At 74.0% G+C, this 21811-nt stretch carries 23 protein-coding genes; 16 read left to right on the top strand and 7 right to left on the bottom strand.

Annotated features, from left to right (window positions below; translation table 11 throughout):
* Positions 1-16: 16 nt before the first annotated feature.
* A complete protein-coding gene (locus SLP03_RS21405; protein WP_319462402.1) occupies positions 17-1189 on the bottom strand; it encodes a glycosyltransferase family 2 protein in 1173 nt (390 codons plus the stop codon).
* 228 nt (positions 1190-1417) lie between these two features.
* Here SLP03_RS21405 and SLP03_RS21400 point away from each other — a divergent pair, with 228 nt between their 5' ends.
* The gene (locus tag SLP03_RS21400; RefSeq protein WP_319462401.1) at positions 1418-1957 is read left to right on the top strand and encodes a cyclase; all 540 of its coding nucleotides are present in this window, start codon (positions 1418-1420) and stop codon (positions 1955-1957) included.
* A 160-nt stretch (positions 1958-2117) separates the two neighbouring features.
* Here the strand turns inward: SLP03_RS21400 and SLP03_RS21395 are convergent, their stop codons facing one another.
* Complete coding sequence (locus tag SLP03_RS21395) at positions 2118-3365, bottom strand: cytochrome P450 (protein ID WP_319462400.1); 1248 nt, start codon at positions 3363-3365, stop codon at positions 2118-2120.
* 217 nt (positions 3366-3582) lie between these two features.
* Here SLP03_RS21395 and SLP03_RS21390 point away from each other — a divergent pair, with 217 nt between their 5' ends.
* Positions 3583-3813 (top strand): hypothetical protein, encoded by a 231-nt coding sequence (locus SLP03_RS21390; RefSeq protein WP_319462399.1) that lies wholly within the window; start codon positions 3583-3585, stop codon positions 3811-3813.
* A 46-nt stretch (positions 3814-3859) separates the two neighbouring features.
* Here SLP03_RS21390 and SLP03_RS21385 read toward each other — a convergent pair whose 3' ends face one another.
* Positions 3860-4078 (bottom strand): DUF397 domain-containing protein, encoded by a 219-nt coding sequence (locus SLP03_RS21385; protein ID WP_130339129.1) that lies wholly within the window; start codon positions 4076-4078, stop codon positions 3860-3862.
* A gap of 66 nt (positions 4079-4144) precedes the next feature.
* Between SLP03_RS21385 and pepN the strand changes: the two genes are divergently transcribed.
* The 7 genes from pepN to SLP03_RS21350 all read left to right on the top strand — a co-directional run bounded on the left by pepN (position 4145) and on the right by SLP03_RS21350 (position 13145).
* A complete protein-coding gene (gene pepN, locus SLP03_RS21380) occupies positions 4145-6658 on the top strand; it encodes an aminopeptidase N (protein ID WP_319462398.1) in 2514 nt (837 codons plus the stop codon).
* A gap of 130 nt (positions 6659-6788) precedes the next feature.
* Positions 6789-7385, top strand: coding sequence for a nicotinate-nucleotide adenylyltransferase (nadD, locus tag SLP03_RS21375; RefSeq protein WP_319462397.1), 597 nt, complete (start codon positions 6789-6791; stop codon positions 7383-7385).
* A 109-nt stretch (positions 7386-7494) separates the two neighbouring features.
* Positions 7495-7899, top strand: a complete 405-nt coding sequence (gene rsfS, locus SLP03_RS21370) for a ribosome silencing factor (protein ID WP_319462396.1) — start codon at positions 7495-7497, stop codon at positions 7897-7899.
* Entirely contained in the window at positions 7896-8543 is a 648-nt protein-coding gene (locus SLP03_RS21365; RefSeq protein ID WP_319462395.1) for a histidine phosphatase family protein, read from the top strand. Before rsfS ends, SLP03_RS21365 begins: the two co-directional genes overlap by 4 nt.
* A gap of 47 nt (positions 8544-8590) precedes the next feature.
* Positions 8591-9463 carry a DegV family protein gene (locus SLP03_RS21360; protein ID WP_319462394.1) on the top strand — a complete coding sequence of 291 codons (873 nt, stop codon included), beginning with the start codon at positions 8591-8593 and terminating at the stop codon, positions 9461-9463.
* A 428-nt stretch (positions 9464-9891) separates the two neighbouring features.
* Positions 9892-10737, top strand: coding sequence for a helix-hairpin-helix domain-containing protein (locus tag SLP03_RS21355; RefSeq protein WP_413644636.1), 846 nt, complete (start codon positions 9892-9894; stop codon positions 10735-10737).
* Positions 10734-13145, top strand: coding sequence for a ComEC/Rec2 family competence protein (locus SLP03_RS21350; protein WP_413644623.1), 2412 nt, complete (start codon positions 10734-10736; stop codon positions 13143-13145). Before SLP03_RS21355 ends, SLP03_RS21350 begins: the two co-directional genes overlap by 4 nt.
* Positions 13146-13181: 36 nt before the next feature.
* Here SLP03_RS21350 and SLP03_RS21345 read toward each other — a convergent pair whose 3' ends face one another.
* Complete coding sequence (locus tag SLP03_RS21345; protein ID WP_319462393.1) at positions 13182-13373, bottom strand: hypothetical protein; 192 nt, start codon at positions 13371-13373, stop codon at positions 13182-13184.
* Between the two features lie 158 nt (positions 13374-13531).
* Here SLP03_RS21345 and SLP03_RS21340 point away from each other — a divergent pair, with 158 nt between their 5' ends.
* Positions 13532-13741 (top strand): helix-turn-helix transcriptional regulator, encoded by a 210-nt coding sequence (locus tag SLP03_RS21340; protein WP_130339089.1) that lies wholly within the window; start codon positions 13532-13534, stop codon positions 13739-13741.
* A gap of 45 nt (positions 13742-13786) precedes the next feature.
* On the opposite strand, the gene SLP03_RS21335 is transcribed toward SLP03_RS21340, so the two are convergent.
* Positions 13787-14884, bottom strand: a complete 1098-nt coding sequence (locus SLP03_RS21335) for a hypothetical protein (RefSeq protein ID WP_319462392.1) — start codon at positions 14882-14884, stop codon at positions 13787-13789.
* A 267-nt stretch (positions 14885-15151) separates the two neighbouring features.
* Here SLP03_RS21335 and holA point away from each other — a divergent pair, with 267 nt between their 5' ends.
* Both holA and SLP03_RS21325 read left to right on the top strand, forming a co-directional pair.
* On the top strand, positions 15152-16132 hold the full coding sequence (gene holA, locus SLP03_RS21330; RefSeq protein ID WP_319462429.1) for a DNA polymerase III subunit delta: 981 nt from the start codon (positions 15152-15154) through the stop codon (positions 16130-16132).
* The gene (locus SLP03_RS21325) at positions 16129-16608 is read left to right on the top strand and encodes a hypothetical protein (protein WP_319462391.1); all 480 of its coding nucleotides are present in this window, start codon (positions 16129-16131) and stop codon (positions 16606-16608) included. The genes holA and SLP03_RS21325 overlap by 4 nt, the downstream gene beginning before the upstream one ends.
* A 174-nt stretch (positions 16609-16782) precedes the next feature.
* Here SLP03_RS21325 and rpsT read toward each other — a convergent pair whose 3' ends face one another.
* Together rpsT and SLP03_RS21315 are read right to left on the bottom strand one after the other, a co-directional pair.
* Positions 16783-17049 carry a 30S ribosomal protein S20 gene (gene rpsT / locus SLP03_RS21320; RefSeq protein ID WP_319462390.1) on the bottom strand — a complete coding sequence of 89 codons (267 nt, stop codon included), beginning with the start codon at positions 17047-17049 and terminating at the stop codon, positions 16783-16785.
* Between the two features lie 113 nt (positions 17050-17162).
* Positions 17163-18173: a phosphotransferase gene (locus SLP03_RS21315; RefSeq protein WP_319462389.1), complete on the bottom strand. Its 1011-nt coding sequence runs from the start codon at positions 18171-18173 to the stop codon at positions 17163-17165.
* A 78-nt stretch (positions 18174-18251) separates the two neighbouring features.
* Here SLP03_RS21315 and SLP03_RS21310 point away from each other — a divergent pair, with 78 nt between their 5' ends.
* The 4 genes from SLP03_RS21310 to SLP03_RS21295 all read left to right on the top strand — a co-directional run.
* Positions 18252-18788, top strand: a complete 537-nt coding sequence (locus SLP03_RS21310) for a DUF4240 domain-containing protein (RefSeq protein WP_319462388.1) — start codon at positions 18252-18254, stop codon at positions 18786-18788.
* A 119-nt stretch (positions 18789-18907) separates the two neighbouring features.
* On the top strand, positions 18908-20785 hold the full coding sequence (lepA, locus tag SLP03_RS21305) for a translation elongation factor 4 (protein WP_319462387.1): 1878 nt from the start codon (positions 18908-18910) through the stop codon (positions 20783-20785).
* Positions 20786-21100: 315 nt separating this feature from the next.
* Positions 21101-21388: a GlsB/YeaQ/YmgE family stress response membrane protein gene (locus SLP03_RS21300; RefSeq protein ID WP_319462386.1), complete on the top strand. Its 288-nt coding sequence runs from the start codon at positions 21101-21103 to the stop codon at positions 21386-21388.
* A 280-nt stretch (positions 21389-21668) separates the two neighbouring features.
* Positions 21669-21811 (top strand): GlsB/YeaQ/YmgE family stress response membrane protein (locus SLP03_RS21295; RefSeq protein ID WP_413644634.1); only part of this gene is annotated, 143 nt, incomplete at its 3' end.

Raw genomic sequence — 21811 nt, 5'->3', positions numbered from 1 at the left:
TGATGTCGTGGACGATTCAGCTCGACAGCGGGCCGGAGGCTGAGCCGGTGACCCCGGCGGGGCGGTCCGCCGCCCCCGGCCCGCCGCCGGGGCGCCCGTCCCCGTCCACCCAGAGCACCAGGTCACCGGGACCGTGCCCGGCCAGCCGGCGGCGCAGCGTCCGGATGGAGTGCGCGGCGTCACGGACCCGCGCCCCCGCGTAGGGCACGCCGCCGCGCCGCCGCCGGCCCAGCGCGAGCCAGGAGCAGACCCCGCGTTCGAGCACCCAGCACGGGGCGGCGAGCGGCGTGTGCGCCGGGAAGACCCGGGCGCCGCCGGCCCGACGACGGCCCAGCTCGGCGACGGCAACCGTCGCCACGGCGGCCCGCAGCAGCAGGCCGGGGCGGCGGGCCACAAGCACGGCCGCCACGCCGGGCAGCACCGCCAGCCCGGCCAGCAGTCGCAGCGGCTGGGCCCGGTCGTCGTACGCCTGCCGTACCCGCTGGCCGCGGAAGTGCGCGACCGTCGGCGGGAGTCGGCGTACGTGCAGCCAGGCGGGAGTCGTCGTGTCGCCCCCGTACGCCCGCACGGTGCGGACCAGCTCCAGGTTCTCGAAGAGCACGTCGGGGTCGTACCCTCCCATGGCGCGGAAGGTGCTCCGGCGCACCGCCAGGGTGCCCGGCCAGTCGCCGCCGAGCGCCCGGTTGAGCAGGACCCGGCCGGTGTCCCACCAGGCGTGCCAGGGCAGCGGGTCGAAGTGGTTCTGCGGCCGGACCAGGTCCACCCGATCCAGCAGCTCGTGCACCGCGCGCAGCCCGGCCTCGTCGTACCGGACGTCGTCGTCGGCGATCACCACGTGCTCGTGCCGGGCCAGGTCGACCCCGGTCAGCACCCCGAGCACCTTGCCGTTGGCGCCGTGCAGCGCGGGGTCGGGCCGGACGTGCCGGACCAGGTCCCGCCAGGCGGCGGCGTGTCGGGCGAAGAGGTCCGGCGCGGAGCCGTCGACCACGGTGACGTCCACCCACCCGGCGAGGGTGCGCAGGTGGTCGGTGAGTTCGGTCAGGCCGGCGTCGTCGGACCGGCACAGCGGCAGGACGTACTCGACGGGTAGCCGACCGGGCCGTGGGCCGGCGCCCGGCGCGGCGGTCGGTCCACCGACGACCGGGGCCGGCGCGACCTTGGCCCGGTGATCGCGGGCCGGGGCGCTCATGTCGCCCTCGTGCCCGACAGGGCGGATGCGCGGACACCGGCCGGGTCGTGCCGGTCCGGTCCGCTCGGATCGGGGACCACGCTGCCTCCCGGAGGGACGCGGGGACGGGGTCGGCGGATGCCCTTATTTTCGCCAATCAAACCGATTTGTCGTTTCGACGCCTCCGCGCCGGGTAGCGCTCCGTGACGCGGGCGGTCCAGCCCCGGACGCCCCGGTGGAGGAGACGTGATGACCAGCAACGGAACGAGGTGGGCGCTGGCGGGCGCCGCCACGGTGACCGCCGTCGGTGTCGGCCGGATGATCGCCCGACGGCGGCGTCGACACCAGGCCGAGCGGGCGGACGGCTGGTACGTCGTCCGGCGGGGGATCACCGTGGACCGCCCGATGGACGCCGTGATCGGCTTCTGGACCGACCGGGAACGGCTGGACCGGGCGTTGGCCGAGTGGGCGACCCTGGAGCAGCTCGACGACAACCGGTGGCGCTGCGTGGCGAGCGACCCGGCCGGCGGCGGCACCGAGTGGCGCGCCGAGCTCACCGTCGACGGTCCGGGCCGGCTGAGCTGGCGGGTCACCGAGGGGCCGGTGACCCAGCAAGGACAGGCCGAGCTGGTCCCCGCCCCGCAGGACCGGGGCACCGAAATCCGGACCGAGCTGCGCTGGCGGTCCAGCCCGGTCCGCCGGACCCTGGGGCTGACCACCGGCCACGACCCGGAGGTGGGGCTGCGGGACACGCTGCAGCGGATCAAGTCGTTGGTCGAGGCCGCCTGACGCCCACCCGGTATCGCGGGCACGCGGAGAAGCTGGCCCCCGGTCCACGAGGACCTCTACCTGGTGGCGGCGGAGTGCGGCATCTGCTGGGTGGTGGTCGGCCAGGCCGCGTACAGGGCCCGCGACTCCGAGCTGCTGGCGGTGGCGGAGCGAGCCCGGCTCACGCGATGCGGCGGACGCCGTCGATCAGGAAGCCGCTCGGCGGCAGGGCGGGCAGCCGGCGCAGGCTGAGCGCCAGGTCCTGCGGCGGCACCCGGTAGCTGATGGTGGTGGTCAGGTTGGTCACCGCGCGCTTCATCAGCTCGACGGTGATCCACTCCCCGGCGCAGCGGTGGCCGGTGAGGTGGTCACCGCCGCCCTGCGGGACGAGGGTGAACGGGTCGCCGCGCCAGCCGACGAACCGGTCGGGCCGGAACTGCTCCGGCCCCGGCCACAGCTCCGGGTGGTGGTTGGTGCCGTAGAGGTCGAGCAGCACCCGCCGCCCCTGCGGGAAGTGGTGTCCCGCCCACTCGAAGGAGCGCCGGACCCGGGCCGCCGCCACGGAGAAGAATGGGTAGTAGCGGCGTACCTCCTGCACGAACGTCTCGGTGGCCGGCTCGTCGCCGCGGACCCGCTCCCGCCACTGCGGGTGGTCGTGCAGCGCCAACGCGGCGAAGACCACGAAGCGGTCCACGGCGACGGTCGGGCGCAGGACGTTCAGCAGCTCCACCGCGGCGATCCGGCGGGGCAACGGGCGGTCCCGGTCGTCCCGGTGCTCAGCGATCACCCGCAGCGCGCTGCCCTCCGGGGCGGGCAGCGCGCCCGCCCGGGCGCGGTCGACGACCTCGCCGGCCCAGCGTTCGGCGCGGCGGCGGGCGAGCCGGCCCCGCCAGTGCCGAGGGCCGAGCACGGCCGAGGCTTCGATCATCGCGTGCAGCTCGGCGGTCCACCGGGCCACGTCCGAGTCGGCCAGCGGCACGCCGGCCCAGGCGCAGACCGCCCGGGTGAGCATCCGGGCGACCTCGTCGTAGAGCACCGCCGGGCCGGAGCGTTCCCAGCTCGGGATCCGGGCCCGCCACTCGTCGTCGAAGAGCTGGCCGAGCTGGCGGATCGCGGCGGGCGTCATGATCGACATCAGCATCGCCTTCCGCACCCGGTGCTGGGCGTCGTCCAGCCCCTGCACCCCGCCGACCCCGGTGAGCGTCCGCTGCCCGCGCATCGGCATGGCCCCCCGCCGACGGAAGCGGTCGTTGTCGTAGAAGAGCTCGGCGGCGGGGCGGCCGCGCAGGCAGATGGTCGGTACCAGCAGCAGCCGGGTCTGGAAGATGTCGCTGCCGTACCGGTCGCAGCGGTCGCCGATGAACCGGTAGCCATCCCTGAGGAACGCCAGCGTGCTGTCCGGGCTGCGGTCGACGGGAATGCTGCTCAACTGCTGCTCCTGACCTGGTCTGCAGCGGGCTCGGCCCTCGGCCGCTTGCGTCTACCCATGCACAGCCGGCTGAACCGCCCATCATCACCGAATTCACAGCCGCTGGTAGGGGCCAGCCGGCGCTCGTCGCGCTGGCCCCTCCCAGGGCGACGGAAATCTGTTTGGCTGCGCGGAACGCGAGGCCGGCCGCGGGGCCGGGCCGACGACGGGAGGACGGATGCGGGAGAACAGGGCGCCGTACCGGCGGCGGCGGATGGTCGACGCGCTCGGCGCCGGGCTGGACCGGGGCGGGCTGGGCGGACCGGACGTGCCGCTGCTCGCGCCGCCGCGTCGCGGGCCGGTGCCGCCCCGGCACTTCACCGTGCACCTCGGCTTCCACGCCGACGACGCCGACCGGGCCCGGGAGCTGGCGGTGGCGTACGCCGAGGCGCTGAGCCGCGATTCGTGAGCGCCGCCGGGATGTGGCTGACCACCCCGGCGGCGGAACGCCGCGGTCAGTCCAGGTCGAACTCGCCGTCTTGGGCGCCCGCGACGAACGCGTCCCACTCCGCCTGGGTGAAGACCAGCACCGGTCCGTCCGGCTCGGCCGAGTTGCGCATGCCGATCAGGTCGCCGACGAAGGCCACCTCGACCGCGCTGTCGGAGGTGTCGCCCTCGGCCCGCTGCCAGACCGCCCGGGTGAGGTCGAAATCGCCCTTGGGGTGCTGACCCATCGCTGTTCCTCCATCGCCACGCGTCACGGGGAGTCCGTCCGGATCCCCATCGGGCAGGATAAGCGGATGCCGAGCCTGAGCCGTGTAGAGGCGACCGCGCGTGGCGCGTTGATGACCGTCGAGTCCTACCAGGTGGACCTCGACCTGACCGGTGCCGGCGAGCGGTTCCGCTCCGCCGTCACCATCCGGTTCCGGGCCACCCCCGGCGCCGAGACCTTCGCCGAGGTCAAACCCGCCCGACTTCTCGAAGTGCGCCTCAACGACCGGGACCTCGACCCGGCCGCGCTGGCCGACAACCGGCTGCCCCTGACCGGTCTGGCCGAGGAGAACACGCTGACCGTCGGCGCCGAGATGGCGTACTCGAACACCGGCGAGGGGATCCACCGCTTCGTCGACCCGGCCGACGGCGAGACGTACCTGTACGCGATGTCCTTCCTCGACGACGTGCAGCGCATCTTCGCCGCGTTCGACCAGCCGGACCTGAAGGCGCCGGTCACCCTCTCGGTCACCGCCCCGTCGGAATGGACGGTCGCGGCAAACGGCCAGGTCGCCGCCCGACCCGCGCCGGGGCGCTGGGAGTTCGCCCCCACCGCGCCGCTCGCGACCTACTTCTTCTCGCTGATCGCCGGCCCGTGGCACGTCCGGCAGGACGAGCACGACGGCATCCCGCTCGGTGTGTACTGCCGGCGCTCCCTGGCCGCCCACCTGGACGCCGACGCGGACGAGATCTTCACCGTCACGAAGCAGTGCCTCGACCGGTTCCACCAGCTCTTCGCCGAGCGCTACCCGTTCGGGAAGTACGACCAGGCGTTCGTGCCCGAGTTCAACGCCGGCGCGATGGAGAACCCGGGCCTGGTCACCCTCCGGGACGACTACGTCTTCCGCTCCGCGGTCACCGACACCCAGCGGGAGTTGCGCGCCACCACCATCGCCCACGAGATGGCGCACATGTGGTTCGGCGACCTGGTGACCATGCGCTGGTGGGACGACCTCTGGCTGAACGAGTCCTTCGCGGAGTACCTCGGCACCCGGGTGACGGCCGAGGCCACCCGGTTCGACCAGGCGTGGACGACCTTCGCCATGCGCCGCAAAGCCTGGGGGTACGCGGCCGACCAGCGGCCCTCCACCCATCCGGTAGCCCCAGAGGAGGTCGTGGACGCCGCGCAGGGCCTGCTCAACTTCGACGGCATCTCGTACGCCAAGGGCGCCAGCGTGCTGCGGCAGCTCGTCGCCTGGCTTGGCGACGACGTCTTCCTCGCCGGGCTGAACGCGCACTTCGCCGCCCACCGGTTCGGCAACGCCACCCTGGCCGACCTGCTCGGCACCCTCAGCGCCGCCAGCGGACGGGACCTCACCGACTGGGCCGAGCGCTGGCTGCGCCGCCCCCAGGTGAACACCCTGCGGATGGAGACGGCGGTGGACGCCGACGGCCGGTGGACCGAGGCGGCGGTGGTGCAGACCGCGCCGGAGGCGTACCCGGTGCTGCGCCCGCACCGCATCGGCGTCGGTCGGTACGCCGACGGCGCCGCCAGCCGGTTCGAGGTGGACCTCGACCCGGACGTCGACAAGGGTCGTACCGAGCTGCCCGGGCTGGTCGGCGAGGCCGCCACCGGCCTGCTGCTGCCCAACGCCGGTGACCTGACCTTCGCCAAGATCCGGCTCGACCCGGCCTCCGCTGAGGCGGTGCCGATGGTGCTGCCGGAGCTGGCCGACCCGTTGGCCCGGGCGCTGCTCTGGGGCGAGGCGCTCGACGCCGCCACCGACGGGGAGCGGCCGGTAGCCGCCGTGGTGGCGCTGATCGCGGCGGCGCTACCCGCCGAGACCGAGGTGATCATCGCGGAGGACGTGCTGACCCTCAGCCGCAACCTGATCGACCGCTACCTGGACCCGCTGGCCCGGGATGCCGCCCTGCTCCGGGTCGCCGGGGCCTGTGCCGCGCTGCTCGCCGGGGCGCCGGCCGGCGGATCGCTCCAGCTCGCCGCGGCCCGAGGACTGATCTCGTCGACCACCGACACCGCGCTGCTCACCGGCTGGCTGGCCGGCGACGACGTGCCGGCGGGGCTCGCCGTGGACGCCGACCTGCGTTGGGCGCTGCTGCTGCGCCTGGTGGTGCTCGGTGCGGCCGGCGAGCCGGAGATCGCTGCCGAGGCGGCCGCCGACCGCAGCGCCGTCGGGGCGGAGCGGGCCGCCAGCTGCCGTGCCGCACTGCCCGACCCGGCCGCCAAGCGGGCCGCCTGGGAGATCGTCACGGTCAACGCCGAGCTTTCCAACCGCCTCGTCGAGGCGACCGCGGAGGGCTTCTGGCAGCCGGAGCAGGCCGAGCTGACCGCCCCGTACGTCGAGCGGTACTTCGCCGACATGCCGGCCGCCGCGCGGCTGCGTACCCCCTGGACGGCCGACCGGGTGGCGGCCCTGGCCTTCCCCCGCTACGCCGTGGCGCAGCCCACCCGGGAGCTGGCCGCGGCGCTGCTGGCCCGCGACGACCTCACGCCCGGGTTGCGCCGGCGGGTCACCGACATGGACGACGACCTGCGCCGCGCGCTGGTCGCCCGGACGGCGGTGGCCGCTGCGGCGGCCTGACCCGAGGGCCGGGACCGGGCTCGCCGCGAGCCCGGTCCCGCCCCGCCACGTCCGACCGGAAGCGACCGGTGATCGGAACGGTGCGGCGGCCCCACCCGGCGCCCGCCCGGCCCCGGCCTACGATCGCGGGGTGGAGGAAGACATCCGGCGGATCGGGATCATGGGCGGCACCTTCGACCCGATCCACCACGGGCACCTGGTGGCGGCCAGCGAGGTGGCGGACCGGTTCGGGCTGGACGAGGTGGTCTTCGTCCCCACCGGCAAGCCGTGGCAGAAGGCGGACGAGCCGGTCAGCCCGGCCGAGGACCGCTACCTGATGACGGTCATCGCCACCGCCTCCAACCCGCGGTTCCAGGTCAGCCGGGTGGACATCGACCGGGGCGGCCCGACCTACACCGTCGACACGCTGCGCGACCTGCACGCCGAGTACGGACCCAAGGTGCAGCTCTACTTCATCACCGGCGCCGACGCGCTGGACCGGATCCTCTCCTGGAAGGACCTGGACGAGATCTTCGAGCTGGCCCACTTCGTCGGGGTGACCCGGCCGGGCTTCGAGCTGACGGACAAGCACCTGCCCGCCGACACGGTCAGCCTGGTGCAGGTGCCGGCCATGGCGATCTCCTCCACCGACTGCCGGGCCCGGGTGGGCCGGGGCGAGCCGCTCTGGTACCTGGTGCCGGACGGTGTGGTGCAGTACATCGCCAAACGGCGCCTCTACCAGGAGTGATATCGCCGGCAATGGGCGCGTCGTCCCCGTAATCGACCAGAACTGACAAGTCGTCGCCCGGCCGGGTGTGAGACGCTTGGAGGGTCGCACGGTTGATCGAAGGAGAACGGTGACTGTTTCCGAACGCGCTTACGAGCTGGCGATGGCCGCCGCCCAGGCCGCGGCCGACAAGAAGGCCGAGGACATCGTCATCATCGACGTGGGCGACCAGCTCGCGATCACCGACGCGTTCCTGGTCGCCTCGGCCCCCAACGAGCGTCAGGTGCTGGCCATCGTCGACGCCATCGAGGAGCGCCTGCTCGAGCTCCCGGAGAAGGCCAAGCCGCTGCGCCGCGAGGGCGAGCGGGGCGGCCGCTGGGTGCTGCTCGACTACGTCGACATGGTGGTGCACGTCCAGCACACCGAGGAGCGCGAGTTCTACGCCCTCGACCGGCTCTGGAAGGACTGCCCGCAGATCCCGTTCGTGGATCGGGACCTGGCCGACTCGGCCGCCGGTACCGCCGCCGCGGAATGACCCGCCTGATCATCTGGCGGCACGGCAACACCGACTGGAACGCCGCCAGCCGGGTGCAGGGGCAGACCGACGTACCGCTGAACGACCTCGGTCACGAGCAGGCCCGGACCGCCGCGCCGGCGCTGGCGGCGCTGCGCCCGGACGCCATCGTGGCCAGCGACCTGCGCCGGGCCGCGGACACCGCGGCTGCGCTCGCCGCGCTGACCGGGCTGCCGGTCCGTACCGACGCCCGGCTGCGGGAGCGGTACTTCGGCCTGTGGCAGGGTCTCGCCCTGAGCGAGGTCGCCGAGCAATTCCCCGACGAGTACGCCCGCTGGCGGGCCGGTGACCCCGATCCGGGCGCGGAGATCGAGACGCTTGACGACCTCGGCAAGCGGATCGGCGCGGCCTTCCAGGACGCGGCCGACCTGGCCGCCGGTGGGACCGTCGTGGTCACCACCCACGGTGGCGGGGCCCGCCAAGGCGTCGGCCACCTGCTCGGGTGGGACCACGCGGTGCTGCGCACCGTCGGTTCCCTGTCCAACTGCCACTGGACCGAACTGCGGTACGACGACGGTGTGCGGCGGCGTACGTCCCCGGGCTGGCACCTGCGGGCGCACAATGTCGGCCTGATCACCGCCCCCGCGCCGACCGAGGCGGTCTGACCGTTCGGCCCCGGCGCGCCGCGGCCACATCGGCTACCGTGCCGGGCATGTCCGTCGCGGTCGTCACCGACTCCACCGCCTACCTCCCGCCCGACCTGGTGCGCGCGCACCGGCTCACCGTCGTCCCGCTGACCGTCGTGCTCAACGGGGCCGAAGGGCTGGAGGGGGTGGAGACCTTCCCGGCCGACGCCACCCGCGTGCTGGGCGGCCGGCGGGTCTCGGTGAGCACCTCCCGACCCGCGCCGGAGCAGTTCGCGCAGGTCTACCGTTCGCTGCTCGCCGGGGGCGCCGACGGAGTCGTTTCGGTGCATCTCTCCGCCGAGCTCTCCGGCACCGTCGAGGCGGCCCGGCTGGCCGCCGCCGAGATCGGCGACCGGGTCGAGGTGGTCGACAGCCGCTCCACCGGGATGGGCCTCGGCTTCCCGGTGCTCGCCGCCGCCGCGGCCGCCGAGGGCGGCGCCGACCTTCCCGCCGTACGGCAGGCCGCGCTGGACACCGTCGACCGGACCACCATCTACTTCTACGTCGACACCCTGGAATTCCTGCGCCGGGGTGGCCGGATCAACGCCGCCGAGGCGCTGTTCGGCACCGCCCTGTCGGTGAAGCCGATCATGCACATGCCGCACGGCGCGATCGTGGTCAAGGACAAGGTGCGCACCGCCAGCCGGGGCGTGGCCCGCCTGGTGGACCTGGCGGTCGAGGCGGCCGGCGATGCCGAGGTGGACCTCGGCGTGCACCACCTCGCCGCGCCGCAACGCGCCGAACAACTGCTCGCGGCGCTGACCGACCGGCTCGGCAACCACCTCCACGACACGTACGTCTCCGAGGCCGGCGCGGTGGTCGCCGCGCACGCCGGACCTGGCCTGGCCTGCGTGGTGATTCACCGCCGACCCGGGCCGGACGCGTCGCCCGAGGGCTGACCGGGTCCTACGTGGTGACCGGCGGCGGCCGGGCGGCTCTCGGCCTCGACCGGGAAGGCCGGTGAGCCCCGCGTCCGCTTGGTACCACATCGCCGGATGATCAGGGCGTTGTCCACAGGGGATGGCTTCGTCCACAGGGGCCGCGCGCGGGCCTGAGCTACGCCGCCCGCCCGCCCTAGCCTCGCGTCGTGTCCGATGACCAGGAGAGCCGGGTGCGGCAGCGGCTGTCCCGCCTGTTCGACCCGTCGCCGGGCTCGCCGATGCCCGCCGGCCACCACGCCATCGGTCCCGACCCGGCGGCTCACCCCCGCCCTCGGCCGGTCGATCCGGCGGCCGCGATCGATCCCGATTGGCCGACGTTCGACCTGCTTCCCCCGACCCGGGTTGAACGGCCCCTGCCGGACCCATTCCCCGAACCGGTTCTGGCCATCGGATCGGAGGAGCCGCCGGGCTCAGCCCCGCCGGAACTGCGCGGACCGTCGAACGCCGGCCCGCGCCGGTCCGCCCCGCCCCAGGTCGCCGTGGGGAATCAGTTCATCCTGTCCCCGGGCCCGGAGCGGCGCACCTCGTCCGCCGCCGTCGACGGGGCCGACGAGGAACCCGAGCGCCGGTCCTTTCTCCTGCCCGGCCCTGGCGCGTTCGACCCCGGGCGACGCGGAGTGCGGGCCTTGGCCGCCGTCGCCCTGGTCGTGGTGCTCGGTGCCGCACTCTGGGCCTGGCGGTCCCGGCCGCACGCCGAGCCCGTCCGGCCGGCGTCGACGCTCGCCGCGCCGGGCGCGCCGGAGCCCTCCCCCGTCAGCTCGTCCGGCGCGGCGAACGGCCAACTCGTGGTCGCGGTCGCAGGCAAGGTACGCCGCCCCGGACTGGTGCGGCTGCCGGCGGGTTCCCGGGTCGCCGACGCCGTCGAGGCGGCCGGAGGCGCCCTGCCCGGCGTCGACGTGGCCCTGCTCAACCCGGCCCGCCGGCTCACCGACGGCGAACTGGTCCTGGTCGGCGTCGCCGCCCCGCCCGGGCAGGCTGGGGCGGCGGGACCGGCGGCCGGCGGTGCGGCGGGGTCGGCCGCCGCCGGGACGGCACCCGGTGGGCCGGTCAACCTCAACACCGCCACCCTGGCCCAGCTCGACGCCCTGCCCGGGGTCGGACCGGTCCTCGCCCAGCGGATCCTCACCCACCGGGAGCAGCACGGCGGCTTCCGGTCGGTGGCGGACCTGCGTCAGGTCGACGGCATCGGTGACGCCCGGTACGAGCAGCTCAAGGACCTGGTGACGGTGTGACCACCCGCCGGAATGCCGCCCCGGACCCGACGGTCGGCGTCGGGACGGCGGAGACGGTCCCGGACCTGCGGTTGGCGGGGCTGGCCGTGGCCGCCTGGCTCGCCGCCCTGGCCGGGTTGCAGCTCACCGCGGCGGCGACGGTCGCGCTGGCCGCCGTCGCCGCCGGCCTGGCCGCCCTCCTCGGCGCCCACCTGCTCGGCCTCCTCGGGCGACCGGCCGTTCGGGTCCGCCGGCACGGCTGGGTCGTCGTCGCCGTGCTGCTCGGAGTGGTCTGCGGTGCGAGCGCGACCGCCGCCCGACTGGTGGTCCGCGACGCGGCCCCGATCCGGGCGCTGGTGGACGAGCGGGCCCTGGTCACCGTGGAACTGGTCGTGCGGGACGACCCGCGGCCCGGCCGGGGCGCCGCCGGCCGTCCGGCCACCCTGCTGGTGCGGGCCGACCTGGAGCGCCTCACCGGTCGGGACGGCCGGCGGGTGACCGGACCGGCCCGCGGCCTGGTGCTGGCCACCGACCCGGCCTGGCGGGGGCTGCTGCCCGGGCAGCGGGTGGGCGCGCAGGGGCGGTTGACCGCGCCGCGCGGTGGCGGCCTGACCGCCGCGGTCCTCACCGTCGCCGGGCCGCCCACGCCGTACGGTCCGCCGCCGTGGCTCCAGCGCGCGGCCGGCACGCTCCGCACCGGGCTGCAACGCGCCTGCGACCCCCTCCCCGACGAGCCGGGCGGTCTGCTGCCCGGGCTGGTCGTCGGGGACACCAGCCGGCTGACGCCCGCCGTCGAGGCGGACTTCCGGGCCACCGGCATGACGCACCTGAATGCGGTCTCCGGCTCGAACGTCGCCATCGTCGTCGGCGCGGTGCTGCTGCTGGCCCGCTGGGCCCGGGCCGGTCCCCGGACGGCAGCCGTGGCGTGCGGGCTGGCCCTGATCGGCTTCGTCGTCCTGGTCCGACCGTCGCCGAGCGTGGTCCGGGCCGCCACCATGGGGGCGATCGGCCTGGCCGCGCTCGCCGCCGGCCGGGCCCGGGCCGCGCTGCCCGCTCTCTGCGCCGCGGTCACCGTGCTGGTGCTGGTCGACCCGGAGCTGGCTGGCGACGCCGGCTTCACCCTCTCGGTGCTCGCCACCGCAGGGCTGCTGCTGCTCGCCCCCGGCTGGCGGGACGCGCTGCGTCGACGGGGAGTACCGGCGGGGCTGGCCGAGGCACTGGCGGTGCCGGCGGCCGCGCAGCTCACCTGCGGCCCGGTCGTCGCCGGCATCTCCGGGACGGTCAGCCTGGTCGCCGTCCCCGCCAACCTGCTGGCGGTGCCGGCCATCGCACCGGCCACCGTGCTCGGCGTCGCCGCCGCCATCGTCTCGCCGGTCTGGCCGGCCGGAGCCGAGTTCGTCGCCTGGTTGGCGAGCTGGCCGGCCCGTTGGCTGGTGACCGTGGCCGGGCACGGGGCGGGGCTGCCGGCCGGGACGCTGCCCTGGCCCGGCGGGGTGACCGGCGCCCTGCTGCTGGCCGGGCTCACCGTGGCGCTGCTGCTCGCCACCCGGCGGCCACTGGTCCGGCGGCTCGTCGCGGTGTGCGCCGTCGCGGTGGTGCTCGGCACATTGCCCGTCCGACTGCTGGCCGGTGGTTGGCCTCCGTCCGGCTGGGTGGTGGTGGCCTGCGCGGTGGGGCAGGGCGACGCGCTGGTGCTGCCGGTCGCCGCCGGTCGGGCGGTGGTCGTCGACGCCGGCCCCGACCCGGCCGGTGTGGACGGCTGCCTGCGTCGGCTCGGCGTACGCGAGGTGCCGCTGCTGGTCGTCAGCCACTTCCACGCCGACCACGTCGGCGGGGTCACCGGGGTGTTCCGGGGTCGCCGGGTGGCGGCCGTGCTGACCCCGCAGTGGTCGGAGCCGGCCTTCGGGGTGTCCCAGGTACGCGTCGCCGCACTGGCCGGTGCGGCGGGGCTGCGTACCGCGCCGGTGGGCTGGAGCTGGCGGGCCGGGGGAGTGGATCTGGTCGCGCTGGGCCCGCCCTACCCGGTGCGGGGCAGCCGGTCGGATCCGAACAACAACTCCCTGGTGCTCGCCGCCACCGTGGCCGGGGTGCGGATCCTGCTGCTCGGGGACGCCGAGACCGAGGAGCAGCGGGCGTTGCGGGAGGGGCTGCCGTCCGGTGCCTTCCGGGCCGACGTGTTGAAGGTCGCCCACCACGGCTCGGCGTACCAGGACCCCGAGTTCCTCAACGCGGTCCGGCCCTCCGTCGCGCTGGTGTCGGTGGGTGCCGGGAACGACTACGGGCACCCCAACCCGGGTCTGCTGGCCCGGCTGACCCGCGCCGGCGCCCGGGTGCTGCGGACCGACACCGACGGGGACGTCGCGGTGGTCCGGGACCGGCACGGGCTGGCGGTGGTGGCCCGGGGCATCCGACCGGGGCGGCAGCCCTGACGCCTCGAGCTGGCGTTCAGTTCCCTGACGCGTCCGTCAGTGCGCGGCGGAGGAGTCTCGGTGCGCCTTGACCACCCCGATTGCCCAACTCGGCATGTCGCACCCGTTGTCCCGACACTGCGCCCAGTGGCCGGTGGCACGGTGCGGGTTGGCCGGCTCGGAGTGGGCCGTGATCACCCGCTTGGCCGTCCGGAGCACGAGTGCCGGCGTGATCGGTCCGTCATCCATGGGCGTGTCGGTCCCTCCGTAGAAACGGCGGACCCCGGCCACGGAGACCAGTCACGTAGCCGGAGCGCCTTCGCCCCCCACCGTGACCTGCCATACCCGTCAGTGTCAAGTCCGACAGGTGTCAGATGTGACAGTCTCGCGTTGCATAGCGTCGATCCATGGTCCGCAGGCTGTACGGCAGCGCAGAGCTACAGGAACGCCTCCAGGTGTCCCGCGCTCGGGTCGTACAGATCACCAGCCGGCCCGACTTCCCGGAGCCGTTCGATCGGCTGGCTGGGGGAGCGGTGTGGCTCGTGGAGGACGTGGAAGCGTGGATCGCTGAGCACCGGCCGTGGCAGGCGCAGGGCGCGAACCCGGACGAGAGCTGAAACAGCCCGGACCTCCGCAGGGTCCGGGCCGTTCGGTTAGGTGGCTCAGGCAGACGCCTTCGTCTTGCTGGCCTTCGGCGCGTGGCGCTCCAGCCCGGCCAGCGCCGTGGCCGCGCGCTCCCGGCTCCGCCTGGCCGCCTCCACGGCGTTACCGACGATCATGGATCCGGCGGAGAACAGGCGGCCGGAGTTGGCCTGCTCCACGGTCTGCCGCACCCGATCGATCTCGGCCAGGTTCTCCACCGCGGCCTCCAGCTCCGCCACCACGAGGTCCAGGCGCGCCAGCCCGGCGGCGGCCTGGCCCTGGAGGTAGGTCAGCCACTCCTCCCGGCGCTCCGCGATCCCGGCGGCCACCTCGCGGCGCACCTTGTCCACCGCGTCCCGGGTGCCGTCCGCCACCGACTGCGCGGCTTCCGCCGCTTCCTGCCGCTCGCGGACCATCCGGGCCACCTCCGCCGCGTCCAGCGGCTTGCCGGACATGGCAGCCTCCGTCGCGTGCCGCCGGACCTCCATGGGTCCCTGTGCCGCTGCGGCCTGCGCCTTGCGCGCCTCGCTACCGAGCCGGGTGGCCTCCGCCGCGAGCGTGCCGAGCCTGGCCAGGTCCGCCCGGATGGACGGGTGGACGTGCCGGTCCGGGATCACACCGACTCCGGACACGGACAGCGGCTCACCCTGCCACGCGGCCGGAGCCTTGCTACCCGGCGCGGCCGGATGGAGGGTGCCCGACGCGGCCGGGAACGGCTCTGTGAGGTCCCACAGCTCATCCCACTGGCCGGCGCGCGCCAGCGCTTTGGCGCGCCGCTCTCCGTCCCCGCTCGCGTGCGGGCACTGGTGCGCGTTGCCCTGCTCCGGTGCCACGCCGTACTCCGGCACGGTGCCGTGTCCGTACATGGCGATCCCACCCCGCTGGCCGAGCCGGTGGACTCGCGCCGTGCTGGCGGTCACCCCGGTCATGGGGGAGACGCTGAAGGACTCCGGCGCGCAGGTGCACCCGTCCGGCATGTCCCCGGACTCGGTGGCGTAGACCGTCATGGCGGCCAGGAGTTGATCCGCGCCCACCGTGTGGCTCTCCTGCGTGTCCACGATCCAGACGGCCAGGGAGGGGGCGTACCGCACGCGCTTATCGGTCCGGTAGATGGTCATCGGGAAGCCTCCATGAGTCGGGTCCAGGCGGCTTCCGCCGCGTCGGTGGCGCAGTCCGGGCAGCAGCCGGGGTCTGCGCCTTTCGCTTGCCACGGGCCGGCTCCGGGGCCGGCTCGCAGCGACGACCCGACGGAGTGGCCGACCAATCGAGACAGCTTGTTGCGTTAGCAGGTGGATCGACTCGAATGTCGGGATTTGCGCTGAGTGCGGGCTGTGCCGTCACAGTCGCCGATGACCAGGCACGATCCGGTCGAGGGCCGTGCGAATATGGGCGGCGTGACCCCCGCCAGCCTGCCCCCCATTCTGCTCGTCCTCGGCGACGAGGAGCTGCTCGCCACGCGCGCGGTCAGCGAAGCCGTCGCGACGGCGCGCGCCGTCGACCCCGACGTGGACGTCCGGGAGTACCAGGCCGGCGCCGTGGCGGTGGGGGAGATCGCCGAGATGCTCAGCCCCTCGCTCTTCGGCGGTCGGCGGGTGCTCGTGCTCCACGCCGGCCAGGACGCCCGGAAGGACCTGGTCGCCGCGCTGCTGGCGTACGCGAAGAACCCCGACCCGGAGGTGCAGCTCGTCGTGCTGCACCTCGGCGGCGCGAAGGGGAAGGCCTTCGCCGACGGGCTGCGCGCGGCCGGCGCGACCATGGTGCCGGCGGCCAAGCTGAAGGGGCACCGGGACCGGGTCGCCTTCGTCCGGGACGAGATCCGCCGGGGCGGCGGCCGGTGCACCGACGACGCCGCCGAGGCGCTGATCGCGGCCGTCGGCAACGACCTGCGGGAACTGGCCGCCGCCTGCTCGCAGCTCATCGCCGACACCGACGGCCGGATCGGGGCCGACACGGTGTCCCGCTACTACCGCGGCCGGGTCGAGGTGACCGGCTTCACCGTCGCCGACGCGACCATGGTCGGTGACGTCCCCGCCGCGCTGGAGGCGCTGCGCTGGGCGCTGCACGTCGGCGTCGACCCGGTGCCGATCGCCGACGCGCTCGCCGACGGGGTACGCACGGTGGCCCGGGTGGCCTCCGCCGGGCGGGGCAGCCCGTACCAGCTGGCCAGCAGCCTCGGCTTGCCGGCCTGGAAGATCGAGCGGGCGCAGCGGCAGGGGCGAGGCTGGACGCCGGAGGGCCTGGTGCTGGCAATGCGTGCGGCCGCCGAGTGCAACGCGGCCGTCAAGGGCGGCGCCGACGACCGGGCGTACGCGCTGGAGCGGGCGGTGTTCTCGGTCGTCGCCGCCCGGCAGGGCGGCGCCCGGTGACCGGATCCCCCCGTGCGGGGTGGGCGATGGTCCCCACCGACCACGAGCGGTACCGGCCGCTCTACGCCCGGCTCCTCGGGCTGCGCTTCGTCAACCCGGGCGGGGTGCTGTGCTTCCTCTTCTTCGAGGGCTCGGTCGCGCTCGCCGTGCTGCTCGCCCTCGCCGAGCTGGTCAGCTGGTGGGCGGTGCTGGTGCTGCCGGTCGCGGTCGCGGCGATGGTGAAGCTCAACGACATGGTCGCCGAGGTGGCGGTCCGCACCGCGGCGCTGGTGCCGGAGCAGGAACGGGACCGGTTCCGTCGGCAGATGGAGCCGGTGGTCGGTCGAGCCCGGGTGCCGTCCGCCCCGCGCGCGCTCCCCGGTGTGGTCCTCGCCTCCGACCCGGCGCTGCGCGCCGCCCGCCCCGGCGACCAGGTCGTCCGGTACGACGAGAGCACGTCGTGGTCGGACCCGGTCCGACCCGACCCGTGGCGGTAGGAACCGACCGGCCCGGTGCGGGTGTGCGGCGGCGGGCCGGCCTCCGCCTGCGGCGCGTCCGGGAACGCAGACGACCGCCGGTGTCCACGGCGGTCAGGGGAACACGGGGAACGCAGAAAACCGGAAGCCCAGGGGCGATGCCCGGGGCTTCCGGTCAGGTCTGAGGTCGCTCGATCAGGCCGAGACCGAGGCGACGCGCTGGGCGATCGCCGACTTCCGGTTCGCCGCCTGGTTGGCGTGGATGACACCCTTGCTGGCGGCCTTGTCCAGCTTGCGGGTGGCGTCACGCATGAGAACGGCGGCCTTCTCGGCGTCGCCGGCCTCCGCAGCCTCGTTGAACTTGCGGATGGCGGTCTTCAGCGACGACTTGACCGACTTGTTACGCAGCCGGCGCTTCTCGTTCTGCCGGTTGCGCTTGATCTGGGACTTGATGTTCGCCACGCGACAGCCTCGTCTTGATAGCTCGGTTGGGTCTGCTTCCACGCGCGACGAGCAGGCGCCATCGCTGCGCGAATAGCCAGGTTACCAGGTCGGCCGGGACGAGCCAAAACGGCTCAGCCCCAGCTCCGTCGGGCAGCCAGCCAGCCGAGCGCCTGGTCTCCGCTCCACCGCTGGTGGGCGCGGATGTGCGGCGACGCCGAAGTCGGCCCGGCGGCCGCGCTGGTGAGGAGGTACCCGGACAGCGCGGCCAGGGTCACGTCGAGCGCGTCGGGCGGCGCGCCGGCCGCCGCCGGGTGGGTGGCGAAGGCCTGGTCCGCGTCCAGACCGCTGGCGTACGCGGTGATCAGCAGGCCGGCCAGGTCGAACCAGGCCGGCCCGTGACAGAGCCAGTTCCAGTCGCAGATCCAGGCCCGGCCGGCGGGGTCGATCAGCACGTTGTCGACCCGCAGGTCGCAGTGGATCAACCCGGTGGTCGGGCGGTCCGACCCGGCGGGCGCGGTGTCCGCGTACGCCGGGAGGCGGGACTCGAGGGCGACCAGCTCCGGCAGCCGCGCCCGGGCCCGCGGCGGCAGCTCCGGCGCCGGCTCCCGGCCGGCGGCCACCTCGCCCCACCACAGGATGTCGTCGCGGGCCAGGTCGGCGAGGCGGGGCAGCCCGAGCCCGACCAGCTCCGCGGGCGGGTCGGCGAGGGCGGCCGCAACCTCGGCGTACGCGGCGAGCGTGGCGGCCAGCTCGCCCGGCTTCCAGGGCAGCCGGGGCGGGGATCCGTCGATGGCGTCGAGGCAGAGCGCGTACCAGCCGGCCTCGGCCAGCGCCCACCGTGGCCGGGGGACCGGCAGGCCGGCGGGGAGCCGGGCGAGGACGGCGGCCTCGTGGGCGTACCAGTCGACCAGGTGCGGCTGTTCGGTCAGCGAGGCCGCCTTGAGGAAGGCCCGCGCGCCGTCGGCGGTCTCCAGCACCGCGGCGAAGCCCCGGGTGAAGCCGGCGCCGGCCACCCGGACCGCGACCGGCGGACCGCCGAGCCGGGCCGCCACCGCGTCCCGCAGGCCGGCCGGCAGCGCGGTCCAGTCCGGGCGGACGGCGGTCGCGTCGTACGGCACCGGTGGCAACGAGATCGCGGGCACCCGCCCATGCTGCCCGACCGGCGCCCGTCCGGCCGTGCCGGCCGTCGGGTGTCGGTCGGCTCTGCCAGACTGCGGGCCATGCGGACCGACGACTTCTGGCAGCTGATCGACCGGGCCCGGGAAGGCGGCGGGGGAGAGCCCGACGCCGTCGCCGCCCGCGCGGTCGCCCTGCTGGCCGAGCGGGACCCGGAGGACATCGTCGGGTACGCCCACCACCAGCAGCGGGTGCTCGCGGCGTCCTACCGGGTGGACCTGTGGGGTGCGGCCTATCTGATCAACGGGGGCGCCTCCGACGACGGCTTCGAGAACTTCCGCGGCTGGTTGATGACCCAGGGTCGCGCGGTGTTCGCCAGGGCAGTCGTCGAGCCCGACTCCCTCGCCGAGCTGCCCCGGGTCCGGTCCGCCGCGCTCAGCGGCGAGGAGTTCGAGTGCGGGGACATGCTCGTGGTGCCCTGGGACGCGTACCGGAAGGCGACCGCGACCGAACTGCCGGCGGACCGCGACCCGGTGCCGGTGCCCGACCTCAACGACTTCTGGGACTTCGACGACGAGGAGGAGGCCCGTCGCCGCCTGCCCCGGCTCGCCGCCCTCTTCGTCGAGCCGCCGGAGGAGTGACCGGCCCAGGGTCCGGCGGCACCCAGGAGTGATCGGACCGCGTCCGGGGCGACGTGGGAGCATAGAGGGGGCCGGCGGCGCGCCGGCCCGCTCACGTCAGCCGACCAGAACGGACAGCTGTGCCACCGACGCTCGATTCCGGCACGAACGCTCCTGGTGCCACCGACCCGGCGCGCATCAGGAACTTCGGCATCATCGCCCACATCGACCACGGGAAGTCGACGCTGGCCGACCGGATGCTGCAGCTCACCGGCGTGGTCGACCCCCGGCAGATGCGTGCCCAGTACCTCGACCGGATGGACATCGAGCGCGAGCGCGGCATCACCATCAAGAGCCAGGCCGTCCGGATGCCGTGGACGATCCGGGAGGGCGACCGGGTCGGTGAGCAGGCCGTGCTCAACATGATCGACACCCCCGGCCACGTCGACTTCACCTACGAGGTGTCCCGGTCGCTGGCCGCCTGCGAGGGCGCGGTGCTGCTGGTGGACGCCGCGCAGGGCATCGAGGCGCAGACGCTGGCGAATCTCTATCTCGCGCTCGAGAACGACCTGCGCATCATCCCGGTGCTCAACAAGATCGATCTGCCGGCCGCCCAGCCGGAGAAGTACGCCGAGGAGCTGGCCCACCTGATCGGCGGCGACCCCGCGGACTGCATCAGGGTCTCCGGTAAGACCGGCGAGGGCGTGCCGTACCTGCTGGACGAGATCGTCCGGCAGTTCCGGCCGCCGGTCGGCGACGCAGAGGCGCCCGCCCGGGCGATGATCTTCGACTCGGTGTACGACGTCTACCGCGGCGTGGTCACCTACGTCCGGGTGATCGACGGGCGGATCAGCGCCCGCGAGCGGATCAAGATGATGTCCACCGGCGCCGTGCACGAGCTGCTGGAGATCGGCGTCATCTCGCCGGAGATGGTGAAGGCCGACGCGCTCGGGGTCGGCGAGGTGGGATACCTGATCACCGGCGTGAAGGACGTCCGCCAGTCCCGGGTCGGTGACACCGTCACCATCAACACCCGTCCGGCGACCCAGGCGCTCGGCGGCTACAAGGACCCGAAGCCGATGGTCTACTCCGGCCTCTACCCGATCGACGGGTCCGACTACCCGAACCTGCGCGAGGCGCTGGACAAGCTCAAGCTCAACGACGCCGCGCTCGACTACGAGCCGGAGACCTCTGGCGCGCTCGGCTTCGGCTTCCGCTGCGGCTTCCTCGGCCTGCTGCACATGGAGATCATCCGGGAGCGGCTGGAGCGGGAGTACAACCTCGAGCTGATCTCCACCGCGCCGAACGTGGTCTACCGGGCCCTCACGGATGACGGTGAGGAGATCGTCGTGACCAACCCGAGTGAGTACCCCACCGGCAGGATCGCCGAGGTGTACGAGCCGGTCGTGCGCGCCACCGTGCTCACCCCGAACGACTACGTGGGCGCGGTGATGGAACTGTGCCAGGGCCGGCGGGGCAGCCTGCTCGGCATGGACTACCTGTCCGCGGACCGGGTGGAGCTGCGCTACACGCTGCCCCTCGCGGAGATCATCTTCGATTTCTTCGACCAGCTCAAGAGCCGGACCAAGGGCTACGCCTCGCTCGACTACGAGCCGTCCGGCGAGCAGGCGTCCGAACTGGCCAAGGTGGACATCCTCCTGCACGGCGAGCCGGTGGACGCGTTCAGCGCCATCGTGCACAAGGACAAGGCGTACAACTACGGGGTCACCATCGCCGCGAAGCTGCGCAACCTGATCCCGCGCCAGCAGTTCGAGGTGCCGATCCAGGCCGCCATCGGCAGCCGGGTGATCGCCCGGGAGACCATCCGGGCGATCCGTAAGGACGTGCTCGCCAAGTGCTACGGCGGTGACATCAGCCGGAAGCGCAAGCTGCTGGAGAAGCAGAAGGAAGGTAAGAAGCGGATGAAGATGGTGGGCCGGGTGGAGGTCCCGCAGGAGGCCTTCATCGCCGCCCTCTCCTCCGACTCCGGCGATGGCAAGGCCGCCGGCAAGAAATAGCCCCGCTTTCTGCCCGACAGCACCGCCGGCGCCCCGCCGGAGTGACCCGCACCCGGGTCCTCCGCGCGGGGCGCCGGCCTTCCGCGGTCGTACCGTCGATGAATTTCCCGGCCGGGACGCCCGTTGCCGGACCGGCCGGCACCCGCCGCCACCTGCGGGATCATGCCGTGCCCGAACCGACGCGTGGCCCGGACATCGACGTTCCGCGACCTCGAGGCCATTGAGTCGGTTTGGATTTTCGGCCGGTCGGGCAATTACCGGTCACGACAGGAACCACACAGACCGTGTGAAAACTTCTTCAGAAGGAGGGCGACCGTGGAGCTCACCGTGTGGGGCATCATCACCGCCATCGTTGTTGGTCTCATCGTCGGCGCTCTGGGCCGCCTGGTCGTTCCGGGTCGCCAGAACATGCCGATCTGGCTGCACATGCTGATCGGTATCGGCGCCGCGCTGCTCGGCACGGTAATCGCCCGGGCACTGGGCATCGCGACCGAGACCGCCGGTATCGACTGGATGGAGCTGCTGGTCCAGGTCGTGGTGGCCGCCATCGCCGTTGCCCTGGTGGCCGGCGTGGGTCATCGCCGGAGCGTTTCCCGGTACTGACACCCCAGCTGCTGAAAAGGGCACCCGACCTCGGTCGGGTGCCCTTTTCCGCGTGCGCGACCGGCCCGGTCCCGATGACCGCACTCGATGCGGAAAAGGCGGCGTCCGCGGACGACGACGCCGATCGCCGGGCCGCGCGGAGTGGCATACCTCCTGTTCTGCGGCCTGCCGCGAGGTCCGTCACCGGAGTCGGTTTGGAATTTCGGCGGGTCGGGAACTTTAGCGGTCACGACAAAAACCACACGGCATCGTGTGACACATCTTGAGAAGGAGGGCGACCGTGGAGTTCACCGTTTGGGGCATCATCACCGCCATCGTTGTTGGTCTCATCGTCGGCGCTCTGGGCCGCCTGGTCGTTCCGGGTCGCCAGAACATGCCGATCTGGCTGCACATGCTGATCGGTATCGGCGCCGCGCTGCTCGG

The sequence above is a fragment of the Micromonospora sp. RTP1Z1 genome, from assembly GCF_033804685.1.
Lineage (GTDB): Bacteria > Actinomycetota > Actinomycetes > Mycobacteriales > Micromonosporaceae > Micromonospora.
Note: the sequence above shows the minus strand (reverse complement) of the source record. Positions and strands in the feature narration are given on the sequence as shown.

Excerpts from the sequence above, each read along its gene's own strand:
- SLP03_RS21405 (WP_319462402.1), bottom strand. The coding sequence starts at position 1,189 with ATGAGCGCCCCGGCCCGCGATCACCGGGCCAAGGTCGCGCCGGCCCCG.
- SLP03_RS21400 (WP_319462401.1), top strand. The coding sequence starts at position 1,418 with ATGACCAGCAACGGAACGAGGTGGGCGCTGGCGGGCGCCGCCACGGTG.
- SLP03_RS21390 (WP_319462399.1), top strand. The coding sequence starts at position 3,583 with ATGCGGGAGAACAGGGCGCCGTACCGGCGGCGGCGGATGGTCGACGCG.
- SLP03_RS21385 (WP_130339129.1), bottom strand. The coding sequence starts at position 4,078 with ATGGGTCAGCACCCCAAGGGCGATTTCGACCTCACCCGGGCGGTCTGG.
- pepN (WP_319462398.1), top strand. The coding sequence starts at position 4,145 with ATGCCGAGCCTGAGCCGTGTAGAGGCGACCGCGCGTGGCGCGTTGATG.
- SLP03_RS21365 (WP_319462395.1), top strand. The coding sequence starts at position 7,896 with ATGACCCGCCTGATCATCTGGCGGCACGGCAACACCGACTGGAACGCC.
- SLP03_RS21360 (WP_319462394.1), top strand. The coding sequence starts at position 8,591 with ATGTCCGTCGCGGTCGTCACCGACTCCACCGCCTACCTCCCGCCCGAC.
- SLP03_RS21345 (WP_319462393.1), bottom strand. The coding sequence starts at position 13,373 with ATGGATGACGGACCGATCACGCCGGCACTCGTGCTCCGGACGGCCAAG.
- SLP03_RS21340 (WP_130339089.1), top strand. The coding sequence starts at position 13,532 with ATGGTCCGCAGGCTGTACGGCAGCGCAGAGCTACAGGAACGCCTCCAG.
- SLP03_RS21335 (WP_319462392.1), bottom strand. The coding sequence starts at position 14,884 with ATGACCATCTACCGGACCGATAAGCGCGTGCGGTACGCCCCCTCCCTG.
- holA (WP_319462429.1), top strand. The coding sequence starts at position 15,152 with ATGGGCGGCGTGACCCCCGCCAGCCTGCCCCCCATTCTGCTCGTCCTC.
- SLP03_RS21310 (WP_319462388.1), top strand. The coding sequence starts at position 18,252 with ATGCGGACCGACGACTTCTGGCAGCTGATCGACCGGGCCCGGGAAGGC.